22 protein-coding genes are annotated in these 22,848 nt (G+C 44.0%); 7 read left to right on the forward strand and 15 right to left on the reverse strand.

All coding sequences use genetic code 11. The features are described from left to right. Window positions 1–42: 42 nt before the first annotated feature. Together AB9P05_RS08035 and AB9P05_RS08040 are read right to left on the reverse strand one after the other, a co-directional pair. Window positions 43–651 carry a class I SAM-dependent methyltransferase gene (locus AB9P05_RS08035; RefSeq protein ID WP_371908305.1) on the reverse strand — a complete coding sequence of 203 codons (609 nt, stop codon included), beginning with the start codon at window positions 649–651 and terminating at the stop codon, window positions 43–45. Beyond that, window positions 648–1,580 carry a patatin-like phospholipase family protein gene (locus tag AB9P05_RS08040; RefSeq protein ID WP_371908306.1) on the reverse strand — a complete coding sequence of 311 codons (933 nt, stop codon included), beginning with the start codon at window positions 1,578–1,580 and terminating at the stop codon, window positions 648–650. The genes AB9P05_RS08035 and AB9P05_RS08040 overlap by 4 nt, the downstream gene beginning before the upstream one ends. A gap of 83 nt (window positions 1,581–1,663) precedes the next feature. On the opposite strand from AB9P05_RS08040, the gene AB9P05_RS08045 reads away from it, so the two are divergent. Further along, the gene (locus AB9P05_RS08045; RefSeq protein WP_371908307.1) at window positions 1,664–2,083 is read left to right on the forward strand and encodes a VOC family protein; all 420 of its coding nucleotides are present in this window, start codon (window positions 1,664–1,666) and stop codon (window positions 2,081–2,083) included. Further along, window positions 2,080–3,042 carry a pyridoxal-phosphate dependent enzyme gene (locus tag AB9P05_RS08050; protein WP_371908308.1) on the forward strand — a complete coding sequence of 321 codons (963 nt, stop codon included), beginning with the start codon at window positions 2,080–2,082 and terminating at the stop codon, window positions 3,040–3,042. The genes AB9P05_RS08045 and AB9P05_RS08050 overlap by 4 nt, the downstream gene beginning before the upstream one ends. Window positions 3,043–3,052: 10 nt before the next feature. On the opposite strand, the gene AB9P05_RS08055 is transcribed toward AB9P05_RS08050, so the two are convergent. Continuing rightward, complete coding sequence (locus tag AB9P05_RS08055) at window positions 3,053–3,994, reverse strand: hypothetical protein (RefSeq protein WP_371908309.1); 942 nt, start codon at window positions 3,992–3,994, stop codon at window positions 3,053–3,055. 38 nt (window positions 3,995–4,032) lie between these two features. Between AB9P05_RS08055 and AB9P05_RS08060 the strand changes: the two genes are divergently transcribed. Continuing rightward, a complete protein-coding gene (locus AB9P05_RS08060) occupies window positions 4,033–4,866 on the forward strand; it encodes a DUF1206 domain-containing protein (protein ID WP_371908310.1) in 834 nt (277 codons plus the stop codon). A 171-nt stretch (window positions 4,867–5,037) separates the two neighbouring features. Beyond that, window positions 5,038–7,404 (forward strand): GAF domain-containing protein, encoded by a 2,367-nt coding sequence (locus tag AB9P05_RS08065; protein WP_371908311.1) that lies wholly within the window; start codon window positions 5,038–5,040, stop codon window positions 7,402–7,404. Here AB9P05_RS08065 and AB9P05_RS08070 read toward each other — a convergent pair. The 12 genes from AB9P05_RS08070 to AB9P05_RS08125 all read right to left on the reverse strand — a co-directional run bounded on the left by AB9P05_RS08070 (window position 7,401) and on the right by AB9P05_RS08125 (window position 15,718). Next, window positions 7,401–8,021, reverse strand: a complete 621-nt coding sequence (locus AB9P05_RS08070; protein WP_371908312.1) for a class I SAM-dependent methyltransferase — start codon at window positions 8,019–8,021, stop codon at window positions 7,401–7,403. The genes AB9P05_RS08065 and AB9P05_RS08070 overlap by 4 nt on opposite strands. After that, complete coding sequence (locus AB9P05_RS08075) at window positions 8,018–8,809, reverse strand: hypothetical protein (protein WP_371908313.1); 792 nt, start codon at window positions 8,807–8,809, stop codon at window positions 8,018–8,020. Before AB9P05_RS08075 ends, AB9P05_RS08070 begins: the two co-directional genes overlap by 4 nt. Window positions 8,810–8,917: 108 nt before the next feature. After that, window positions 8,918–9,811, reverse strand: coding sequence for an ATP synthase F1 subunit gamma (gene atpG, locus AB9P05_RS08080; protein ID WP_371908314.1), 894 nt, complete (start codon window positions 9,809–9,811; stop codon window positions 8,918–8,920). Between the two features lie 52 nt (window positions 9,812–9,863). Further along, window positions 9,864–11,438: a F0F1 ATP synthase subunit alpha gene (gene atpA, locus AB9P05_RS08085; protein ID WP_371908315.1), complete on the reverse strand. Its 1,575-nt coding sequence runs from the start codon at window positions 11,436–11,438 to the stop codon at window positions 9,864–9,866. Between the two features lie 47 nt (window positions 11,439–11,485). After that, a complete protein-coding gene (gene atpH / locus AB9P05_RS08090; protein ID WP_371908316.1) occupies window positions 11,486–12,046 on the reverse strand; it encodes an ATP synthase F1 subunit delta in 561 nt (186 codons plus the stop codon). Window positions 12,047–12,056: 10 nt separating this feature from the next. Continuing rightward, window positions 12,057–12,551 (reverse strand): F0F1 ATP synthase subunit B, encoded by a 495-nt coding sequence (locus AB9P05_RS08095; RefSeq protein WP_371908317.1) that lies wholly within the window; start codon window positions 12,549–12,551, stop codon window positions 12,057–12,059. 76 nt (window positions 12,552–12,627) lie between these two features. Continuing rightward, complete coding sequence (gene atpE / locus AB9P05_RS08100; protein WP_371908318.1) at window positions 12,628–12,885, reverse strand: ATP synthase F0 subunit C; 258 nt, start codon at window positions 12,883–12,885, stop codon at window positions 12,628–12,630. 34 nt (window positions 12,886–12,919) lie between these two features. After that, complete coding sequence (atpB, locus tag AB9P05_RS08105) at window positions 12,920–13,993, reverse strand: F0F1 ATP synthase subunit A (RefSeq protein ID WP_371908319.1); 1,074 nt, start codon at window positions 13,991–13,993, stop codon at window positions 12,920–12,922. Further along, the gene (locus AB9P05_RS08110) at window positions 13,993–14,394 is read right to left on the reverse strand and encodes a hypothetical protein (protein ID WP_371908320.1); all 402 of its coding nucleotides are present in this window, start codon (window positions 14,392–14,394) and stop codon (window positions 13,993–13,995) included. Before AB9P05_RS08110 ends, atpB begins: the two co-directional genes overlap by 1 nt. Beyond that, window positions 14,391–14,621 carry an AtpZ/AtpI family protein gene (locus AB9P05_RS08115; RefSeq protein ID WP_371908321.1) on the reverse strand — a complete coding sequence of 77 codons (231 nt, stop codon included), beginning with the start codon at window positions 14,619–14,621 and terminating at the stop codon, window positions 14,391–14,393. The genes AB9P05_RS08110 and AB9P05_RS08115 overlap by 4 nt, the downstream gene beginning before the upstream one ends. Beyond that, window positions 14,572–15,003 carry a polymer-forming cytoskeletal protein gene (locus tag AB9P05_RS08120; RefSeq protein ID WP_371908322.1) on the reverse strand — a complete coding sequence of 144 codons (432 nt, stop codon included), beginning with the start codon at window positions 15,001–15,003 and terminating at the stop codon, window positions 14,572–14,574. Before AB9P05_RS08120 ends, AB9P05_RS08115 begins: the two co-directional genes overlap by 50 nt. Window positions 15,004–15,013: 10 nt before the next feature. Then, complete coding sequence (locus AB9P05_RS08125; protein ID WP_371908323.1) at window positions 15,014–15,718, reverse strand: M23 family metallopeptidase; 705 nt, start codon at window positions 15,716–15,718, stop codon at window positions 15,014–15,016. 438 nt (window positions 15,719–16,156) lie between these two features. Between AB9P05_RS08125 and AB9P05_RS08130 the strand changes: the two genes are divergently transcribed. From AB9P05_RS08130 to uvrC, 3 genes are all read left to right on the forward strand, one after another. Continuing rightward, window positions 16,157–18,622, forward strand: coding sequence for a tetratricopeptide repeat protein (locus tag AB9P05_RS08130; RefSeq protein ID WP_371908324.1), 2,466 nt, complete (start codon window positions 16,157–16,159; stop codon window positions 18,620–18,622). A 1-nt stretch (window position 18,623) separates the two neighbouring features. Next, the gene (locus tag AB9P05_RS08135) at window positions 18,624–20,924 is read left to right on the forward strand and encodes a penicillin-binding protein 1A (RefSeq protein WP_371908325.1); all 2,301 of its coding nucleotides are present in this window, start codon (window positions 18,624–18,626) and stop codon (window positions 20,922–20,924) included. A 73-nt stretch (window positions 20,925–20,997) separates the two neighbouring features. Then, window positions 20,998–22,797: an excinuclease ABC subunit UvrC gene (uvrC, locus tag AB9P05_RS08140; RefSeq protein WP_371908326.1), complete on the forward strand. Its 1,800-nt coding sequence runs from the start codon at window positions 20,998–21,000 to the stop codon at window positions 22,795–22,797. The last annotated feature ends 51 nt before the right edge of the window (window positions 22,798–22,848 follow it).

The following is a 22,848-nucleotide window of genomic DNA, read 5'->3' on the forward strand; positions in this document are numbered from 1 at the left end:
ACAGTCGCTACAGTCTGTAGCCCAATTACCTGCCTGCTCTTATTATTTCGCGAGCATTAGAATATTCATACTTCGCATGCCAGACACCACCAGCGATTTACCAGGCTCAGCAAAGTTAAGGGAGTATGTATCAATCAATTCGGAGAGTAGTTTGGGAGTCATCAGAAACCGGATACTTCCATCTGGCAGCGAATACTTACCTTCCCCGATGTGCTCAGCCTTATCCATAGCGGTATTATCTGTCATGCGAATGAGTAATCTACCCGCAGGCCTCAAAACACGCACCAGTTCGGAAAACATTTTCCGGAAATGCTCTTCGTTTTCTGCAAAATGGAGAACCGCTATACAGAGGACAGCATCGAAGGCCGCATCCTGATATGGGAGTTGAGTAAGGTCTCCCGAAGTAAACCTGTCCGTAGGATATCCGGGAGCCACGCTATTTATCTGAAAACGAAGCATACGCAAAGCGCTTTCGTTCACATCCGTACCGTAGCATTCGTACCCGTTCTTAAGGAAATAAAACAGGTTACGTCCCTCTCCACATCCTGCATCGAGTAATTTAGTGCCTTGGGGGAAGTAGCCTTTAAGTATAGCATCCAGCAGGTATATGTCAATATTACCCAGTTCATGGTTAAGCTCGGTATAGTTCATTGATCCTTCTTTTCTAAATATGCCTCAATCGCCTTTTCTGCCACACAGCGCCCCTCTTCTATCATTTCTTTTGCGCGATAAAACTCGAAAGTCGTACAAGCCTGGCGGGAAAAGTTGATGAGCATGTCTGGTTTACTCAACTCCATTTGCAAGGAACTTATTCTGTCCTGCATGAGGTCAATAGAGCGTGTAACCACTTCAAAAAACCCTAGTTTTTGTATCGGGCTTTTTTGGCCGGGAGAGGGTAACAGCTTCCTCCACTTTTGTAAAAAAGCATTCAACCTCGTGTCTTCCAGTGAAAGCTTATTGTACATCATAGCTGTGGCAGAAGGTGAAGGAGGCTCGCTTGCAACCTCATCAATGCTAATACGTTGGTAGGGCATAATTGCGTTTACATTAGCAACCACCAACCGGTCACCATAGTGCCTTTTCACATGGGTCATCGGAATAGGATTCAGGATACCACCGTCTACCAGTTCTTTATCATCCCAAAACACGGGTGTGAGCACGGTGGGTATCGCAATACTTGCTCTAAGAGCCTTGTGCAGACTACCTTTATCAAATACTACCTCCTCTTGCTTTTGCAGGTCTGCGGCCAGAGCCGTAAAGCTTACCGGCAGGTCTTCAATGGCGCAGTCCGGCAGTATCTTACTGAATTCACGGAACACCCTGTCCCCTCTAATAAACCCCTTAAGGGACACGGTAAAGTCTATAAGTTTGAACACCTCCATTTTGTCAAGTCCCAGCATCCATTCCTTAAACTCCGGAAATTTACCTGCAGCGTATGCTCCCCCTACAATTGCCCCCATAGAAGCGCCGGCTACCGAAACTATTTCAAATCCGTGATCCTCCAGCGCCTCTATTACTCCAATATGGGCGAGCCCCCTGGCTCCGCCACTACTCAATACTAATGATACCTTTTGACCCATATGCGAAAAGTAACTGATAAACTAAAGGATTGCAATCTCAGGTATTTTAGAAACCTCTGCTATTTTTGCTTAAAACTAACCACATGGATATACCCTTTCACCTTGCATTCCCAGTAAAAAACCTGGAAGCCACCGAAGAATTCTATAAAAACCTGATTGGTTGTAAGATCGGACGCCGCAGCGATAGCTGGATAGATTTTGACTTTTTCGGGCATCAGATTACGGCCCACCTTAAACCTGAAGAACTGAAAAACGCCCTCACAAATGAGGTAGATGGTGATAGTGTGCCGGTCAGGCATTTTGGTGCTGTGCTGCCATGGGAGGACTGGCATAAGCTTGCGGATAAAATGAAAGAGGTGGGTACTGATTTTGTCATAAAGCCTCATACCCGATTTGAAGGTCAACCTGGCGAGCAGGCTACTATGTTCTTTATGGATCCCTCCGGAAATGCCCTGGAGTTTAAGTCCTTTAAAGACCCATCTAAGCTTTTCGCCACATCATGAGCCTCATTCACGCTACCATTTCTGCAGGTACCATCCGGGAAGCGCATCAGCGTATTAAGCCCTATGTGCATCGTACCCCTGTACTGACAAACAGTACTATCAATGCCATCACGGGGGCCGAGGTTTTTTTTAAGTGCGAGAACTTTCAAAAGATAGGTGCCTTCAAAGCCAGGGGCGCTGTTAATGCTGTACTTCAACTAAATGAACAAGAGGCCAAAGCAGGTGTGGCCACACATAGCAGCGGAAACCACGCACAGGCTATAGCATACGCAGCCACTCTCAGAAATATTCAGGCCTATATCGTTATGCCGGAAAACGCTCCTAATGTTAAACGAAAGGCGGTGGAAGGTTATGGGGCCAAGGTTATCCCTTGTACACCTACCCTGCAGGCCCGTGAGGATACCGTAAAGCAGGTAATGAATGATACGGGAGCTACATTCATTCACCCATTTAATAATGACCATGTCATAACAGGGCAAGCCACCAGTGCGGTGGAGTTATTGGAACAGACTGAAGGACTCGACAGGATTATGACCCCTGTAGGGGGTGGCGGGCTATTGGGAGGCAGTGCACTGGCAGTGGCTTACTTTGGTGAAAATTGTAAGGTATCAGGAGCTGAGCCCAAAGGAGCAGATGATGCTTATCGAAGCCTACATGCAGGTAAGCTTATTCCTATGGAAAACCCCGATACCATTGCCGATGGATTACTTACCTCACTAGGAGACAAAACGTTTTCGATTATTCATACCCACGTGGAAGAGATCGTCACTGTCTCGGATAATGAAATAATAGATGCAATGAGGTTGATTTGGGAGAGGATGAAGATAATTGTAGAACCAAGTTGCGCTGTGCCTCTTGCTGCTCTCATTCAACAGAAAGAAAAACATAAAGGGCAGAGGGTGGGGATCATTCTTACTGGTGGTAATGTGGACCTCGACCGCCTGCCCTTTGGCAACTAAAAGGTTTCTGCTACTGCATGGTAGCTACTGCTCCCGAAGGTTTAATAACTAATATCTTGGCAGGAGTAGGTCCGGAATTTATCAGGGAGGCGCGGGCAGTTTCATGCCATTCTACCTGACCGCGCTCATTTGAAACATTTCTTCTGCTCTGGTCAGGTGATATATAATGGTATGTATTAGAGGTAATATAGAATAAGGCCCTCGGAGCTCTTTCTTCTCTCATGAGTGTATCACCTTCAGGGATATATATTTCTTCGAGGGTAACGCCTTTGTCACTTCCCAGAATCTGATACATTTTTCCTGACTCACCGGACTTTTCTTCGTCATTGTTATGCATGGTTTCAGCCTCGCCATTCATGTCGGGGTTTTTCAGGTTCCAGATGAGAAGATAATTTGCTTCCATATTAGAATCATTCATCTGAAAGCCTGAAGAAGAATACATCTTACCAGGTTCCCACTCAATGGTTTCTGTTGAGTCGGCAATTAATTCTGCATTGTAGTTAGGGGCCGTATAACCTTTTATCTGTTCCCCGGCAGAATCTGCCTGGGCAGATGATTCTCCTGCATATATATTTTCTATATCCAGTGGCTGGTAGATGACATAATCCTGATTACCCATATCAGGCATTCTTTCTCCCGATTGTAACCTTACTGTCACAACTTTTAAAAAGTCATTTTCAAAAAGCACTCTTGCGTTTTCAGGCATAGCAGACACCTCAATCTCATTCTCTGTATCCTTCTCATCACTTTTATCCTCTCCACAGGAGGATAGAAAGAGAGCGATTGATAGAATAAAGAAAGAAAATAAGGTTTTAAAAGTAGATCGTCTTTGTGTCTTCATATTATAAGTATCGTGGTTTGTAGACTTCAGTTCAAAGTTCTCGTTTTCAGTAACAAAGGTCGACCACGCATTGTTAAGGATACAGTTTAATGGCTTTCTGGCTATTGACATTTTTTAATACTAGTCTAAAATCTAAACTTTTTTAACATATGGCATCAATAAGTCACGCTGCCCCATCACCTGATGATAAATGGGTAGAGAATTTTGCCCGATTCGGGTATATCGCAAAGGGAGCGGTTTATGTAATGATTGGAGGCTTAACAGTAGCCGCTGCCTTTAATTATGGTGGTCAGAAGGCCGGTAAAATGACCGTATTTAAATTTATCGACGGGGTGCCCGGAGGTAGTATACTTCTTGGCATCCTGGCATTAGGCCTTTTAGCTTATGCTGTTTGGAGGTTTGTACAGGCATCCAGAGATACAGAAAATGAAGGTTCTGATGCTAAAGGAATTGCCAAACGTTTGGGATACCTTGTTAGTGGTATTATGTATGGCTTCTTATCCTATTATGCGGTAAGGCTTATCGTTAAAACTGGCGGAGGAGGATCCGGTGGATCCAGAGAAACTCTGGTGGCTAAATTATTATCACAACCCTTCGGCCAGTGGCTGGTAGGTATTGTAGCTCTCTTCTTTATTGTTAAGGGCGTAAGGCAAATTATTAAAGCCTATACAGGATCTTTTAAAAAGAAAGTACAACAGTCATCAATCAGTGCCGATAAAAAACGTCTTTTTACTAAGTGGGGCAGACTCGGGTATTACAGTCGTGGAGTGATTCTACTGATTGTGGGATATATGTTTGTGAAGGCTGCTCTACAAGCTAATCCTAGCCAGGCAGGGGGCACGCAAGAAGCATTTGGTTACCTTCAGAGCACTTCCTATGGACCCTGGTTGATGGCTCTCATCGCTATCGGACTTATTGGCTATGGTATTTTTACCTTTATCAAAGCCAGATATAGAACCATGAGTGGAATTAATTGGAGATAAGAACTTACATAATTTTATATCAAAAAGGTGGTCATATGGCCACCTTTTTTAGTTTGCCGCAACTACGCACAAGTATCATTTGTGGTATAAAGTAGATCTGTCAGGTCTTTTCTACCCAAAACTATTCGTTACAGTAACACGTATAAACCTTACATAATTAAGGGAAAGCAGATGATGTTGGATAATTTTCCGTTCAAATCGAAGCTAAGCTTCAAACCTCTGATTCAATACTGGGAGAATGAATCAAAAAACCCAGGCTCACCTATGGGTAGTCTGGGTAAAGAGCTAATGGTGAAACTGGAGGCTTACCCCCATTTTAAAAATATTATCGAAACTCCCGACATGATAGATGAGCATCGGGAATTTATTGAGACCATGATGTCCGTACTGTTCTCCCCTTACAAGAACAGCCGTGATGCCAGTCTTGCGATGGTACCCTTTCAGTTCAAACATATCTATGCTAACCCTGTAGCCGAAGGGATTTTGGGGGCAAGGGAAATTTTTCCAACAGACCTACGCAACATCAATCTGGATGAGATTATTCACAATAAAACACTTACTGCTTATTTTATTATTCTTAAGGAGATTTATAACTATGAGGTAAACTTCGACTTCCCTATTATTATTCACAAAGAAGATGAAGAAACCGGTCTCACCCGGTGCTTTCGTTTACAGCATAATGAAAAGTTTTGTGAGGTAATTGCCGAGAATCCTCCTGCGCTTAGTGAAAATGACATTGAGGAGTTACTAAGTAACCTTGATGACCTGGAGGCCTGGAAAGAAAAGCTTCCTCCTGAGGCATTCGAATTTCATGGCTTTGTGATCATTACACTAATTGACGTTACCGAACAGGAGGTAATCAGTTCCCTGAAATATGACCTCCTTGAGAATAGCTATAATCTGAGCACTAAAAAATTTCATGAACTTGAAGTCAAGCTGCGTAATTACTTTAAGATTCCTTCGCTTCAGCTTGGTCTTGGAGGGTTTAATCCCAGCCGGGATACGGTAGCCAACTACAAGGAACAACTTTGGAAGAGCCTGGCGCTTCAGCAGGACACAGAAATGGCTTGTTGCCATTTTTCCGGAAGTATCTACGAAAAGGTCATTTCTGAGCGCAAGCCTATGATCCTTAAATCCCTCAAATCCTGCACGGACCAGAACCTTGTAGAAGAGCGCCTCATTAGCAACGGGATAAAAAGTCTGCTCGTAGCTCCCCTGCAGTACGAAGGAGAACTCATTGGCGTCCTTGAGCTGGGGGCTCAGGTGGAAAATCAGTTCAACAGCTTCACCTTACACAAGCTTAAAGAGCTCCTACCTCTCTTTGCTGTAGCAATGAGGAGAAGTGCTGAGGAGATCCGTAATAAAATTCAGGTAATCATTAAAGAACAGTTCACCAATATCCATCCTACGGTGGAGTGGAGGTTCACTGACGAAGCCATAAAAGCCTACAAGAATAAAGGGTCTCAACAGGATGCCGACTTTGGGAATATTGTTTTCCATAATGTCTATCCAATGTATGGGTTATCCGATATCCGTAATAGTTCACTTGAGCGCAACAGGGCTATACAGGATGACCTCATCCATAACCTGAATCTGGCTAATGACGTGCTACAACAGGCACACAAGGCTAATCACTGGCCTATACTGGATGAGTATATGCACAGGATTAATAAAAAAATCAGGAAAATAAAGCCCGGGTTAGTATCTGGTGATGAGTATAACATTCACGAATTTCTTCACAAGGAATTGAACCCGCTTTTTAGCCATATAAATGAATCAAGCCATGAACTGGGTAAAGCGGTAGAGTATTATCAGGGCCACATAGACCCATCAGTAGGAATGGTTTATAACCGCAGGAAGGAGTTTGAAGATAGTTTAACCTCTATAAATACCATGATCTCTAACTACATGGACGAGGTGGAACGTGAGGCTCAGAAAATCTTTCCTCATTATTTTGAGAAGTATAAAACCGATGGGGTGGAATACAACATGTACATCGGCCAGTCACTAGTGAAAAGCAGAAAGTTCCACCCCATATACCTGGAAAACTTTCGGCTGTGGCAGCTAATGATTACTGCAGAAATAGCCAGACAGTCAGAAAAGATCAAAAGTGACTTGCCACTTCCTTTAGATAATACTCATCTAATCCTGCTTAACAGTGCGCCAATATCTATTCGTTTTCGTCAGGATGAAAAGAAATTTGACGTAGATGGTGCCTATAACATTCGCTATGAGATAGTTAAAAAGCGTATAGACAAAGCCTTTATTAAAGGAACTAACGAACGCCTGACCCAACCCGGTCAGATAGCCATCGTCTACAGCCAAAGTAAAGAAGCGGAGGACTATAATAAGTATATAGATTACCTTGTATCAAAAAAATACCTTGAGAAAGAGGTTGAATATCACGAACTGGAGGAACTGCAAGGCGTTAAAGGGCTCAAAGCCCTACGGGTTGCCGTCAAGAGCGGACAAGATAAAGAAGAGGTAAATGATATCAGTAAGCTTTTAAAAGCAGATATACGGCGCAAAATTGCTTAGTCAGAAGCTTTCTGATAAGTGATAGCCTCTATAAACCCTTTATAGAAAAATTTGCTATTTCGCTCCCAGTATCCGTTGGTCGTAAACACCCTGCGCATACCGGTAATTTTACTTCCCTGTACCCCGGCAACTAATCTGAATAGCCAGAACATAACTCCCGTGTACAGCCTCTGCCAGAGGTTTTGTTGCACACTAGCTATAAAATCAGTGTATAACCAGTACCCAGTTGGTTTTAGGAGGGCGTTCAATCTCGCCCAGATAAGGGTAGCGTCCGAAGGGGGGTAATTAGAGAATAGATGAAATGTAAGGATGGCATCGTACTGTATGCCTTTACCCAGCCACTCCTCATCTCCATGAACCCACTCTATCAGACCCGTGGCAGTTGTGTTTCTTTTGGCCTTTGCCAGCATAGAAGCAGAAGCCTCGAGGTAGGTTATTGCGGAAGGCTTCCTTGCTATCAATTCCGGCAGGAACCTGCCTGTGCCGCCACCTACCACCAAGACGCTGGCCCCAGGCCATAAACCTGATATAAGATGTTGCTGTGCAGCAGTGACTCTGCTTCCGTAAACTATCGATACGAGCCAATCATACCATGAGGCAGTACTATCGAAGTTCATATCAGCAAAAGTAACCCCGGTAACAAAAATGCACCGTCACCAATAACCCTGTATCTTTCATTCTTATTAAAAAAACCAGGTAACAGATATGGAATGAGCAAACAAACCAACATGCTAAACATAATCCATTGAAAATGCCATTGAAGGCTACCCAATGACCAGATAAGCAGGCCAGCGATTACTGTAACGGAGCAAAGAATATAAAGAGAACGGAGTAATGCATGTGTACCCTTTAAACCTACCTTTAATACGAGTGAGCTATGGCCATCTGCCATATCCGAAGCCTGCTCATACCAAGCAAAAAGAACCAGGTTAGTAAATGCCAGAAGCAGATATTCAAAAAATAACAGGAAGTGGTATGGCAAAATTTGCCCTTCAAATTGACTGAGCGGACCTGTAAAAACACCCATCACATATACAAGGGAAATAAAAAGCTCCTTTTGAAAAGCACTTTGCACATTAAATAAACGCAAAGCAAGGAAGTAAACTAGCGTTACAGAAGATACTATCAAGCCAACCAGTATAGTTCTGAACGGCATAATAAACATCAACCCTACACCCACCAGAGAAAGAAAGACCAAAATAGCTGCCAAGCTTTTCCAATACTTCTGATGAAATCTATGCCTTGGCGTGTGGGCTATATGAGAGATTTTATGTGCATCGATAAGGTGATCAAATGTATAAACTACCCATACGGCAAGACACAGAGCTAACACTGTCGGTAGTGAAAGCCTTACCTTCATAAGGCGGGCTATGGCTAATGCTGAAAATAAAGCCCCTGCCACCACATCGAGGCTAAGTATTCGTATGTACGCGTATACCCTTTCCACAATACCTATATATGAAAAAAGCCCGTCATTCGGACGGGCTTTTCAATTTTCTAACGTATTAGATTCTTAGTTACTACCAAGCGCCTCAGCGCCAGCCACGATCTCAAGAATTTCATTTGTGATAGCAGCCTGGCGCGTACGGTTATACATAAGCTTGAGGTCTTTTAAAAGCTCACCGGCATTATCAGTTGCCTTATCCATGGCGGTCATACGAGCTCCATGTTCAGAGGCATTAGATTCAAGCAATGCCTTGTAAAGTTGAATTTTCAAAGAGGTGGGTATCAACTCTCTGATGATATACTCTTTACTAGGCTCGTAGATATAGTCTACCTTTGTAGTAGAAACGGCATCTTCTGTATGCTCAGCCTTAGGAATGGGTAACCACTGCTCTGTACGAACGATCTGTGTCGCCACATTCTTGAATTCATTGAACAGGAGCTCCACACGGTCAAATTCACCTTTTTTGAATCCTTCCATAGCATACTCTGCAATTTCACGTGACGAGTCGAAGCTCAGGTTAGAGAAGGTGTCCTTGTAGGTTTCAATTACTTGAAAGTCCCTTCTTTTAATGAAATCATAAACTTTCTTGCCCACCGGCAGAATGTAAAGATTACCCTGCGAACGCTGGCTGGCGTATCGCTCAGAAGCAAGCTGCGTAATACGTCGATTAATATTGGCATTAAATGCACCACAGAGACCCTTATCGGAAGATACTGCTATAATTAGTACCTTTTTAGGCTCTCTTTCCTCGCCATATTCATTAGAATCGGCACCCTCACCAACAGAGGCAGAAACGTTTTGCAGAATAGCAGATAGCTTTTCAGCGTAAGGACGCATCTGAATGATGTTATCCTGGGCTCTTCTAAGCTTAGCAGCGGCGACCATCTTCATTGCTTTGGTGATCTGCTGAGTCGAAGAGACTGACTGAATTCTGCTTTTTACTTCCTTAAGGTTTGCCATGTTATATAGAACAGGCACCGGACAGAAATCCGGTGCACTTGGTTAGCAATAATTAGTATTTCTTAGCCAGGTCTTTAGCTACTGTCTCAAGGGTACCGGTTATCTCATCGGTAAGTTTGCCAGTACGTAAGCCCTCAAGTGTGCTCGCATGCTGTGCGCGAAGCAGGTCAAGGAATTCGGCTTCGAATTCTTTAACACGACCTACAGGCACTTTATCAATAAAGCCTTTAGTAGAAGCATAAATAATAGCCACCTGCTCTTCTACAGATACAGGAGAGTATTGAGGCTGCTTCAGGATTTCCTGGTTTCTTCTACCTCTGTCAATCGTACGCTGAGTAGTAGGGTCAAGGTCAGAACCAAACTTAGCAAAAGCTTCAAGTTCACGGAACTGAGCCTGATCCAGTTTTAGCGTACCAGCTACCTTCTTCATTGACTTGATCTGAGCGGAACCACCTACACGGGATACCGAGATACCTACGTTAATCGCAGGACGGATACCCGAGTTGAAGAGGTTAGTCTCAAGGAAGATCTGGCCGTCAGTAATAGAAATTACGTTGGTAGGGATATACGCTGAAACGTCACCAGCCTGAGTCTCGATAATAGGGAGGGCAGTAAGTGAGCCACCACCTTTAACGATTGGACGAAGACTTTCGGGAAGGTCGTTCATCTGAGCAGCGATATCGTCAGAGTTAATAACCTTTGCAGCACGCTCAAGGAGGCGAGAGTGAAGATAGAATACATCACCAGGGTAGGCCTCACGTCCCGGAGGGCGACGAAGCAGAAGGGATACTTCACGGTAAGCTACAGCCTGCTTGGATAAGTCATCATAGACCACCAGTGCAGGACGACCGGTATCACGGAAGAACTCTCCTATAGATGCACCGGTAAATGGCGCAAAGAACTGCATAGGAGCAGGATCAGATGCCGCTGCAGATACAACCACCGTGTAATCCATTGCACCACCCTTTTCAAGGGCTGCAACAATGTTTGCTACAGTAGAAGCTTTCTGTCCAATGGCTACATAAATACAGAAAACAGGCTCTCCCTTTTCGTAAAATTCTTTCTGGTTAAGAATGGTATCGATCGCAACAGCCGTTTTACCAGTCTGGCGGTCACCAATGATAAGCTCACGCTGACCCCTACCGATAGGAATCATCGAGTCAATAGCTTTGATACCAGTTTGAAGGGGCTCATTTACAGGCTGACGATAGATTACGCCAGGTGCTTTACGCTCAAGAGGCATCTCGTATAGCTCACCAGCAAGAGGGCCTTTACCATCGATGGGGTTACCAAGCGTATCAACTACTCGTCCCACCATGCCTTCACCTACTTTTACAGAAGCGATACGTCCGGTTCTTTTTACTGAATCTCCTTCTTTAATTTCAGAAGACTCACCAAGAATTACCGCACCTACATTATCTTCTTCAAGGTTAAGTACAAGGGCGTTTACACCGCTATCAAACTCAAGAAGTTCACCGGCCTGAGCCTGTGAAAGTCCATAGATACGCGCCACACCGTCACCTACCTGCAGTACGGTGCCTACTTCTTCGAGCTCAGCTTCAGTCTTGAAGTTGCTAAGCTGCTCTCTTAATATTGCTGAAACCTCGTCAGGTCTTACGTCTGCCATTATTCAAACGAAATTATGTACTATACTAATTGGAGGGACGGTTGCCCTTAAAATACTTTTTTCACGTATGAGTCGTCAGTTAACTTATAGCGAAGTTCTTTAAGCTTAGAACTTACACTATCGTCTATTTGACGATCACCTATTTTCAAGATAAACCCACCTAAAATAGCAGGGTCTACTTTTTCTTTCAGTTCGATCTCTTTACCAGTTTCTTTCTTAATAAGAGTTAAAAACTCAGTCCGAAGTTCCTCGGAAAGTGGAAAGGTTGTGATAACCTCAGCTCTCTGAATTCCTTTATGGATATTATATTGGTTTCTAAACTCTTTAGCGATTAGCGGAAGAAATGACTCCCTGCTCTTCCTGGTAATAATCTCAAAAAACTGAAGCGTCAGGTTGTTGACTTTTCCTTCGAAAATACTCTTTAAAATGCTAAGCTTTTTTGAAGGGGGAACGACAGGGTTTTTCAACAGCAGTTCGAAATCTCTGCTATCTTTAACCACACCGGAAAACAACCGCATGTCCTTATGAATATCTTCCAGCAGGCCTCTTTCTACAGAAAGTTCCAGTATGGATTTGGCGTAACGGGAAGCAACTCTAATATCTGACATTGGAAGCGGATCAGTTAACTTTTACGTCTTTTAAATATTCTTCTACCAGGGCTCTCTGTTCCTGATCAGAAGCCAGCTTCTGACGAAGCAACTTTTCAGTGATTTGTAGCGACAGGTCTGCTACCTGGTTTTTAATGTCGGCAAGAGCTGCGGCTTTCTTAGTCTCAATAGACGCCTCAGCATCACTGATGATCTTGTCAGCTCTTTTCGAAGCATTAGCCTGTGCTTCCTCTTCAATAGCTTTTGCAGCCTCTTTAGCCTGGTGCAGGATCTTGTCTCTTTCAGCACGGGCTTCATCCAGAAGCTTTTCGTTATCCGCTTTGAGCTGTTGCATTTCGAGTTTAGCACTTTCTGCTGAAGCAAGCGCACTCTCAATAGACTGCTCGCGTTCTTTCAGGGCTCCGAGTATGGGTTTCCATGCAAATTTTCCCAAAAGGAAAAGAAGGCCGAGGAAACCAACCAGTTGCCAGAAAATAAGACCTAATCCGGGGGTTAACAGATCCATATATCTCGATTCTTAATAAAGGTCTAAAATAAAGCTTCGGGACCTGCCCATCGCAGTGACCCGAAGCTTAAGCAATTTAGAATGTGATTGCGTCGCTTGTTGCAATAAGCAGACAAACTACCACACCAAAGAGGGCAATTACCTCAATAAGGGCAGCGATGATCAGCATGGCTGTCTGAATACGACCACCGGCTTCAGGCTGGCGGGCAATTCCCTCCATAGCCTGGCCACCGATGCGACCAATACCGATACCAGCACCGATAGCTACAATTCCAGCTCCGATACCTGCGCCCATAAGAGCATACCCAGCAGTAAGTAATAAAGTCAGTAACATAAGACTTATTTATTAAGATTACAGTTAATACAAATTAATGTGCTACATCATGCTCATGCTCTGCCACAGCAGAACCAATGTACATTGATGTAAACAAGGTAAATACATAGGCCTGAATGGTGGCCACAAGTAATTCGATAATATTGATAAAGATCACCAGCAAACTGCCTGTGATACCTATTGCATAGGAGCTAAAGATAAAGCCCAGAGCTATTATACTCAGGATCACAATGTGACCAGCCGTGATAGATACGAAGAGACGAATCATCAAAGCGAATGGCTTCGTAAATAATCCAATAAATTCTACAGGAACTAGGATCAAAAGAACAGGCTTGGGCACGCCCGGGGTCGCAAAAATATGCTTCCAATATTCCTTATTCCCATTGAAGTTCGTAGCCAGGAATGTAATAACAGCCAGTGTGAAAGTCACGGCAATATTTCCTGTAAGGTTAGCAGCTCCAGGGAAAAGCCCCAGCAGGTTAGCAAACCAGATAAAGAAGAAGAGGGTCAGCAGATAGGGCATAAACCGCTCATACTTCTTAGGGCCAATATTAGGCTTTACAATCTCATCACGCACAAAAATAATTATAGGCTCAAACAGGCTTTGCATGCCACTAGGAGCAGTCTTAGGATTCTTTTTGTACTTACTGGCAATACTTAGGAAAATGAATGCCAGAATGATAAGAGTAATGAAAAGCTGCGCTACGTTCTTTGTGATACTGAAATCATAGAGACTGGCTTCTTCATTGCCCTTAATATAAATATGGTCGTGATGTTCGTCATAAATGTAGCCCCTGTAAGGCTGCAAGTTATGGTGCTCATCGTAGAAATTTGAGCTCATAAAAACATCAAGACCTTTCTCTGCACTGTAAAGAATTACGGGCAATGGTAACGTAATATGGGTGTGTCCCACAGTAGCAAAATGCCAGTTGTGCGAATCCTTAATGTGATGTAGAATAAAGCCGGTAGGACTTTCCTCCGCAGTTGGTGCATCTTCGGCCGTATCGGAAAATGCCGAAGCTGGCTGGCCGATGGCAACGAAAATCACAGTGATGACAAGTAGGATAAAACGGGTAATGCCCGATTTTTTACCTTGAATAGTGCTCATTAATCGCCCCTATTTAAATTTCGGCGCAATTTAGATATAACTGCATTGATTTCAAAAACAAGAAAGAACAAATAGAGGATCAAAAAATTAAAGATGAACAACCTTTGCTCTTCTACCCCTGCAAGTATAAAGGTTGCGGCCAGTCCAAATATGACAATTATCCGCAGCACATTAACAAATATCATTCTGCTTACCGATTTTTCGTCAGGTCCTGTGATCGCACGGTAATTCAAGAAAAGCGTAAATAAAGATGCCAGAGAAAAGAGGCCCATGAGCAAAAAAGCATGCCGATGAACATACTCTTGTAGTAAGGTTAGCCCTGATAGATAAACAAAAAGTGCCAGGACTAAGCCTGGCACAGCTATGTTTTTTAAGACAATACCAAGAAACTGATTTTTCATTTTGGTAAGCTCCGGTATAGTTGGTAAAGGCTGCCAAATGTGCCTAACAGCATGAAAACAATAAGGAAAATCGTTTTCCCTCCCATTAGCTTTTCGTCTATGAGATAGCCAATGTAAGTGAATACGGCTATTACCCCGAATAACTGAAAGGCCAGGCCGGTGTACTTGAGGTACTCGTTAGGCTGACTTGGTTTCTTTTTTGAAGGTATTTTTTGATGATCCTTCATTATCTCCTATGCGTATTTCTTTAGTGGTTATCCCCATTTTACTACCGCCATTAAAGACTGCACCGGCCTCTACTACCAGCTTGTTTGTCATAATGTCTCCATGGATCACAGCAGAAGGCTTCAGTATAAGTAACTCGCTTACTTCAATCTTCCCCTTTACTTCACCTTCTATTTCCGCATTTTGTGCAAGTATATTCCCATCGATCTCACTGGAAGGACCCAGAACCACCTTTGATTTGGTTTTTATATTGCCCACAATCTTTCCATCGATCCGGATATTGCCGAAAGTCTCCACATCACCTGTGATGGTGGTACCCTTCCCAATAGTGTTGCTGGAGTTGGTCAGTTGCTCGACTGCCTTTTTTTCTTCTTTATTAAACATAACACACTGTTTAGAATGAAACGAATTCTTCCGGATCGACCGGATTACCGTTATACCAAAGTTCAAAATGTAAATGAGGCCCCGTGGTTAACTCCCCGGTATTCCCAATTACGGAAATAATTTCTCCGGCGTTAACAAAGTTCCCTGCCTTTTTTAAAAGGGCAGAGTTATGCTTATAAACTGAGACCAGATTATTCCTGTGCTGCACCGCAATGACATTACCCCCGTCCTGGGTCCAGGATGAGAAGATAACGGTACCATCCATTACAGATTTTACAGGTTCATTACTTTTTGCCACCACGTCGATGCCGAAATGGCCGATCTTACCATTGAAGGCGGATGAGACAATCCCACTAATGGGGCTGAAAAAGAACCCCTCCTGTAGTATTCCCGCACCTGAGCGGTTGACCGCAGTCATCGTAAAGTTCTCGTTTTCAAGCTCTTTTCTAAATTGCGAATCAATAGCAGCAAGTGATGTAATCTCAACATCTTTATTAAAATCCTGCATTTCCTCCTGACTAAGGTACATGGAGTCAGCGCTGCCGTCAGGTACATTCCCTTCTACGATCTGTTGAAAATTTGCAATAAACCGATCTTTCTCTCTTACTTCCTCAGCTAGTGAATCCACCTGCAGGGTAAGTTCAAAAAGCTGCCTGTTTACTTCTAACTGGCTATGTCTGGGATCCAGCCACTGAGCCAGTATGGTTGAAGCCACGTAAAGGCTTATTATTAAGAAAATGATAAACAGGGATAAAATAAAAACTATTAGCTTTGCGTATGTAAAATTGAACGTAGTTTTCTCGGCAAGATTCTCCTCATTACGAATAATGAGCAGATATCTGTTGTTCAATAAATTAGAGAGTGTTTTTCTAGACCTCAATTGTATATTCCCTGATTGTGCCTCGCAAAATTATATATTTTAAAGTCAATTGTCAGCCAAATACGGTTTTTGTAAGGGCAATTTATTACGTGAATTGGGATTGAAAATTAATTGAACTCATTGAAACCCATACAATTTCCATATCAGCTAACCTTTTTTTTATTACTGACCCCGGTACTTTTTTCTTGTGCCCCTGAAAAAAAAGGACCCGTAGCAAATGTATACCATAACACTACGGCACGGTACAATGCCTATTTCATTGCACAGAACCGTATGGATGAGGTAGCGGAGGCAATAAAATCTGCCCACAGAAATGATTACAATACCTACCTGAAGGTATTTTATGATATCGATTCTGCCACCATTGACGGAATGGACGAGTCCATCCAGGATGCAATTGAAAAGTCTTCCTTAGCTATTCAGCGTCACAAAAATAGTAAGTGGGTGGACGACAGCTACAATATCATTGGCAAATCCCGGTATTACCTCGGCGACTTTAGAAATGCTATTGAAACGTTCAAATATGTAAATACCACGAGTGAGGACGACGAAGCGAGGCACCGCGCCCTAATCTCGCTCATGCGCACATTTATCGATAACAAGGAGGAAAATAATGCGATTGCCGTATCTGAGTTTTTGAATAAGGAAACGCTCAATGACGAAAACTCAAGGGACCTCGCCCTAACGAGGGCCTACCTGCACCAGACAAGGGGTGAATACATTAGCATGGCTCCTTACCTTCTTACGGCCGTAGAGTTGGTGGATAGCGGTGAGCCAAAAGCGAGGATCCACTACCTGCTTGGTCAGCTTTATCAAAAGGCCGGCCGTGGAGATGAGGCTTACTACCACTTTTATCAAAGTATGAAAAGTAACCCGCCTTACGAGCTGTACTTTCAGGCCAGGTTAAAAGCAGCAGAAGCTTTAGGAGTAGGGGACAGCGATGAAGTAGATAAGCTTCGCACATTTTATAAAAAGCTACTCAGAGATGATAAAAACCTTGAGTACCATGGAAAAATCTACTACGAGCGGGCCCGATTCGAACAGCGACTGGGTAACCTTGATCAGGCAATTGATTTCTATAAAGAATCTGTAAGAGAAAGCACACAGGAACCTCTTCAAAAAGCCTATAGCTACCTGGCTCTGGCAGAGATCTACTATGATAGTCTGGCGGACTACCCTATGGCCAAACTTTACTATGATAGCACGATCACTGTCTATCCCGAAGAACAACGGCGCTATGCGGCCATCAAACAAAGGCAGGAAATACTGGGAGAATTCGTAGAGCAACTTACTATACTGAATGAGCAGGACAGCCTACTACAGGTGGCTGCCATGGACAGTATGCAGGTGATGGTCCTGATAAATACACAAATTGAAGAGGAAGAAGCTCTCAGACGACAATTAGAAAGAGATGAGAGACGCAGACAGGCGAAGGTCGATGACCGCGGACCGGGCTTTCAAAGTGGAGATAACGGTACCGGATTTAGTGTAGGTGGTAATAATAACCCCGGGGGTGAGTGGTACTTTTACAACAGTGTAGCATTAGCCCGTGGCCAGGACAACTTCCGCAAGACATGGGGTAATCGTCCGCTGGAGGATTACTGGAGGCTAGGTAGCAAGCGGCCTGAAAATACCTTCGCAGACAGCCAAAATGCCGGTGGAAGCCCGGAAGCAAATACCATAGATACTCCGATTACCCCCGATAATACAGGAACATCTGCGGAAGAGGATGCACTTGCATCCAGAAGACAGGAGCTATACAGCAATATACCTTTTAGCCCTGCGGCAAAGGAACAGGCAAACAAAAAAATAGAAGAGGCCTACTTCGCTCTTGGTAATATTTACAAGTACAAGCTTCGTGAACAGGAAAATGCTGTCGAAATGTTTGACAACCTACTCACAAGATACCCACAGTCTGAACATGTTCCGGAAGTACTCTACCTGTTGTACCTGACATTCAAAGATTCAGACCCTGCACTGGCAAACTCCTATAAAAAGCGGCTTATCGATCAATACCCAGATACGCTGTTCGCGAAAATGGCGGAAAACCCGAATTACCAGGAGGAAACTCAGATAGCTAATGCAGCCTTGAGGAAGGTCTACGAGGATGCCTATCAGATGTACAGGCAAAATAATTTTGAAACGGCTACAGCTATGCTAGATGATGGGCTGGCTCAATATCCCGAAACAGACGTGGAGCCCAAGGCTCGTTTACTCCAGATTCTTATCGAGGGCAAAACAGGTACAAGTGAAGTGTACAAAAATCGGCTGGAAGGATTTATTGAAATGTATCCTGAGGAGGAAATTACCGCCTATGCCCAGCGGCTGCTTACCTCTGCATCAGCAGCAGAGTCAGCCATAGCCAATGCGGGGGCCATACGGTATGTGCCTGACTTCGACCAGGAGCACCTCTTTGTGATGATTGTGGACAGGGGCGTTGCTATTAACAGGATGCTTAGCAAAATGCAATCGTATAACCGAACGACTTTCCCTGATCAGACGTTGAATACTGGAAGTATGACCTATGATAAAGACAGGCAAATGCTCATTGTACGCGGGATTGAGGGACGCCAGAAAGCGGTAAGGTATTACGAAATGTTTAATGGCGAGAGTGCCCCCCTTCGTGAGTTCGGTAGCGATAATTTTGCTAATTTTGTTGTTACCAAAGACAACTTCCAGCTCTTTCAGGAAAATCAGGATCTGGAAAACTACCTAAGATTCTTCTACACCAATTATTAATATGGCTGGTAAAAAGAAAGTTAAAAAGCCTACCGGAAAGTCCAGTAAGTTTCTCCGGTTTTTATGGATAGCCTTTATTATTCTCCTCTTGTTGGCCCCCTTATTGGTCTACACAGTTAAGGTGGATTTTCTGGGGCTATATGGAGGCATGCCAGAGCTGAAGGAGTTAGAAAATCCTCAGCCTGACTTGTCCAGTGAGCTATACTCTGAAGACGGAGTATTATTGGGTAAGTACTATCGTTACAACCGCTCACCCATTGCCTATGAAGACCTCTCAGAGGAAATGATCGAAACTCTTTTGGTGACGGAGGATATTCGTTTCAAAGAGCATTCAGGAATAGATCTCAGAGGCCTCGCACGGGCTGTTTGGGGTAAAGTCACCTTTAGTGGTGGCGGTGGTGGTAGTACTATTACCATGCAATTGGCGGAAAACCTATTCCGCACAAATACAGAAAACCAGGGAGCGCTGTATTTTAACAGAACCATAGGACAGGTAATCACCAAGCTAAAGGAGTGGATACTTGCTGTACAACTGGAGCGTAACTATACCAAAGAGGAGATTCTGGCTATGTACCTTAATACCATCCCCTTTGGTAACAACGCGTACGGAATAAAGGTCGCCGCAGACACCTATTTTGGGAAAGAACCCTGGGAGCTGAATCATAAAGAAAGTGCCGTACTGGTAGCCCTGATAAACAAACCTACCGGTTTCAATCCTATCCGTAACCCCGAAAGAGCTATGGCTAAGCGCCATGAGATTCTTTATAATCTGAACAAGTACGGAAAAATCGATGATGCAGCTTTCGACTCACTGAAAGTCAGTGAATTCGGGCTAAATTTTAAGGCAGATGACCATAATGAAGGGCTCGCAACCTATTTCAGGTCTGTTATACGCAATCAGCTAAGAGACTGGGCTTCTGAAAATGGCTATGACCTTTATAATAGTGGCCTGCGGATTTACACGACGATCAATAGCCGCATGCAGAAACATGCCGAATTGGCTATCGAAGAGCACATGACAAAACTCCAGGAAACCTTCAATGATCATTGGGATGGTCGCAACCCATGGATCGATGAGAAGGGCCGGGAGGTTAAAAGCTATATAGGTACTCTGGCTAAACGTACGGAATACTACCGTAGCCTTGTTGATAAGTATGGAAGTGACAGTGACTCAGTAGAGATCCTGATGAACGAGCCGCGGCCCATGCGTGTATTCTCATGGCAGGGAGAAATAGACACGGTAATGAGTGCCATAGACTCTATAAAATACTTTCAGCACTTTCTTCATGCTGGGTTTATGGCTATGAACCCTGAAAACGGGCACATTAAAGCCTGGGTCGGAGGTATTGATCATCAATACTTTAAGTATGACCATGTTATGCAGGGTAAGCGTCAGCCAGGTTCTACCTTCAAGCCTATTCTGTATGCTACAGCCATTGAGATGGGCTATACACCGTGCTATACGGTCAGGGACGTACCGGTAACTTTTAAAACCTCTGATGAGAACGGTTCCTGGACCCCGGATAACTACAGCGGTAGATTTTCAGGAGAGGAATACACTCTTCGCCAGGGCCTGGCCCGCTCACTGAACAGCATTGCTGCTTTCGTAATGCAGAAAGTAGGCCCGGAATCAGTCGTTAACATGGCTCGCCGGTTGGGCATAGAGAGTTCTCTGGACCCGGTACCTGCTTTGGCACTTGGCTCGAGTGATCTGTCTGTGTTTGAGTTGGCAGGAGCTTATGGTACTTTTGTTAACGAAGGTATCTATACAAAGCCTATGTTCATCACCCGCATTGAGGACAAGAATGGAAACCTGATCCATAGATTTGCTCCTCAGACGGTGGAGGCATTAAATGAGGAAACGGCGTACCTGATGCTTCATATGCTCAGGGGAGGTACCGAGGAAGAAGGGGGTACCTCTCTCGGACTGAGCCGTGAAATTCGCTATGAGAATGAAGTAGGAGCAAAAACAGGTACCACAAATAACTATTCTGATGGGTGGTTCGTAGGGGTAACGAAAGACCTGGTAGCCGTAACCTGGGTTGGTGGCGACGACCGCCGGGTGCGTTTCCGGACCGGTGCCCTAGGTACAGGAGGAAGAATGGCCCTTCCGATTTATGATAAATTTATGCGCACGGTCTATAAAGATGAAAAGCTGGATATTACAAAAGGGGCTTTCAAAAGACCTGACAGGCCACTAAGTGTAGAGCTTAATTGTGACCGCTACCGTGATCGCATGTTTGAGGATATTGATTCTCTGGCCACCGAGGAAAATGAAGAACTTGTGGATGATATCTTCTGATAGAGAACCATTAACAGGTATTTGAGTTAAATCAGAGGCTATCCTTGTCCGGGATAGCCTCTTTATTTTGTGCATGGAAGTTCCTAATTATACCCCGGATCAAGTAAATAATCTGCCAGATGAACCAGGAGTGTACCGGTTTTACAATAAGAACCGCACCCTGATCTATGTTGGCAAGGCAAAGAGCCTGAAAAAAAGGGTCAGCAGCTACTTTGTGAAAAATACGGGTGTGAACCGTAAAACGCTGAGAATGGTGAGCGAGATTCGTTCACTGGAAGTTACGCTGGTAAACTCTGAGTTTGATGCGCTGCTGCTGGAAAACAACCTGATAAAGGAACACCAGCCTAAATACAATATCCTGCTTAAGGATGACAAGACCTACCCTTATATCTGTATATCAAATGAGCGCTTTCCCCGCATTTACGCTACGCGGACGGTTATACCGAGTGAAGGCACTTATTTTGGGCCTTATGCCAGCGTAAAAGCCATGAATAATGTGCTGGACCTCATCAGAAACATTTACACGATCAGAACCTGTAAATACAACCTGTCGGAGGAAAATATCCAGAAGGAAAAATATAAGGTATGCCTGGAATTCCATATCGGAAACTGCCAGGGCCCGTGCGAGGGACTTCAAAAAGAAGAGGACTACGACCAGGATATACTCCAGTGCAGGGACATATTGAAAGGCCACCTGACCATCGTAAAAAATGCCTTTAAGGAGGAGATGTTGAAAGCTTCGGAAAAGCTGGCCTTTGAAAGGGCACAGCGCTTTAAAGAAAAGCTCGATTTGCTGGAGAAATTCCAGACAAAATCCACAGTCGTCAATCAGAAAATCTCGGATGTGGACGTCTTCACCATCGTCTCAGATGAGAAATATGCCTTTGTGAATTACCTGAAGGTAAAGGACGGAACGATCATTATGACCAAAACGGTCGAAATAAAAAAGAAGCTTGAAGAGGAGAATGAAGATATCCTCTCATTGGTGGTACTGGAGCTTAGGGACCGCTACCGTAGTCAAAGCAAGGAGATAATTACCAACCTGCCAATAGAACTGGGCTACGATGATCATGAAAATGTGGTGCCTAAAATAGGGGACAAGAAAAAGCTGATCGAGCTATCCATCAAAAATGCGCTCTTCTACAAAAAAGAAAAGTACCTGGCTATGTCACCCGGAGAGACGCGGGAGGACCGAATTCTTAAGACGCTGCAACACGATTTGCAATTAAAGACGGTACCCAGGCACATTGAGTGTTTTGATAACTCTAACCTTCAGGGAAGTAACCCTGTAGCTTCAATGGTATGTTTTAAGAACGGTAAGCCCAGTAAAAAGGAATATCGTCATTATCACATAAAGACGGTAATAGGGCCTAATGACTTCGCGAGTATGGAGGAGATCGTAACGAGGCGGTACAGACGCCTGAAAGATGAGGCAGCACCCCTTCCGGACTTAGTAGTGATTGATGGCGGCAAAGGTCAGCTAAGTGCGGCGGTGACGGCTCTTAAGAACCTGGAGGTATACGGAGAAATTCCGGTGGTGGGTATTGCTAAGCGCCTTGAGGAAATCTATTTCCCAGAGGACCCGTACCCGCTTCATATAGATAAAAAAAGTGAATCGCTGGCTCTGCTACAGCGCGTGCGGGATGAAGCACACCGGTTTGCTATCACCTTTCACAGGAAAACACGAAGCAAAAAAAGCTTTAAAACTGAGCTGGAGGAGATAGAAGGGGTGGGTAAAACCACTGCTGATAAGCTTCTGAAACACTTTAAATCGGTTAAAAAGGTCAGGGAGGCTAACGTAGAAGAGCTATCAGCTATAGTAGGAAGTGACAAGGCAGGCAGGATAAGGTCATACTTTTCTAAAAGTGTATAAACATAAAAAGCAGGGATTTCTCCCTGCCTTTCGTAAGTGTTATGTGTTCGT

The sequence above is a fragment of the Roseivirga sp. BDSF3-8 genome, assembly GCF_041449215.1.
Lineage (GTDB): Bacteria > Bacteroidota > Bacteroidia > Cytophagales > Cyclobacteriaceae > JBGNFV01.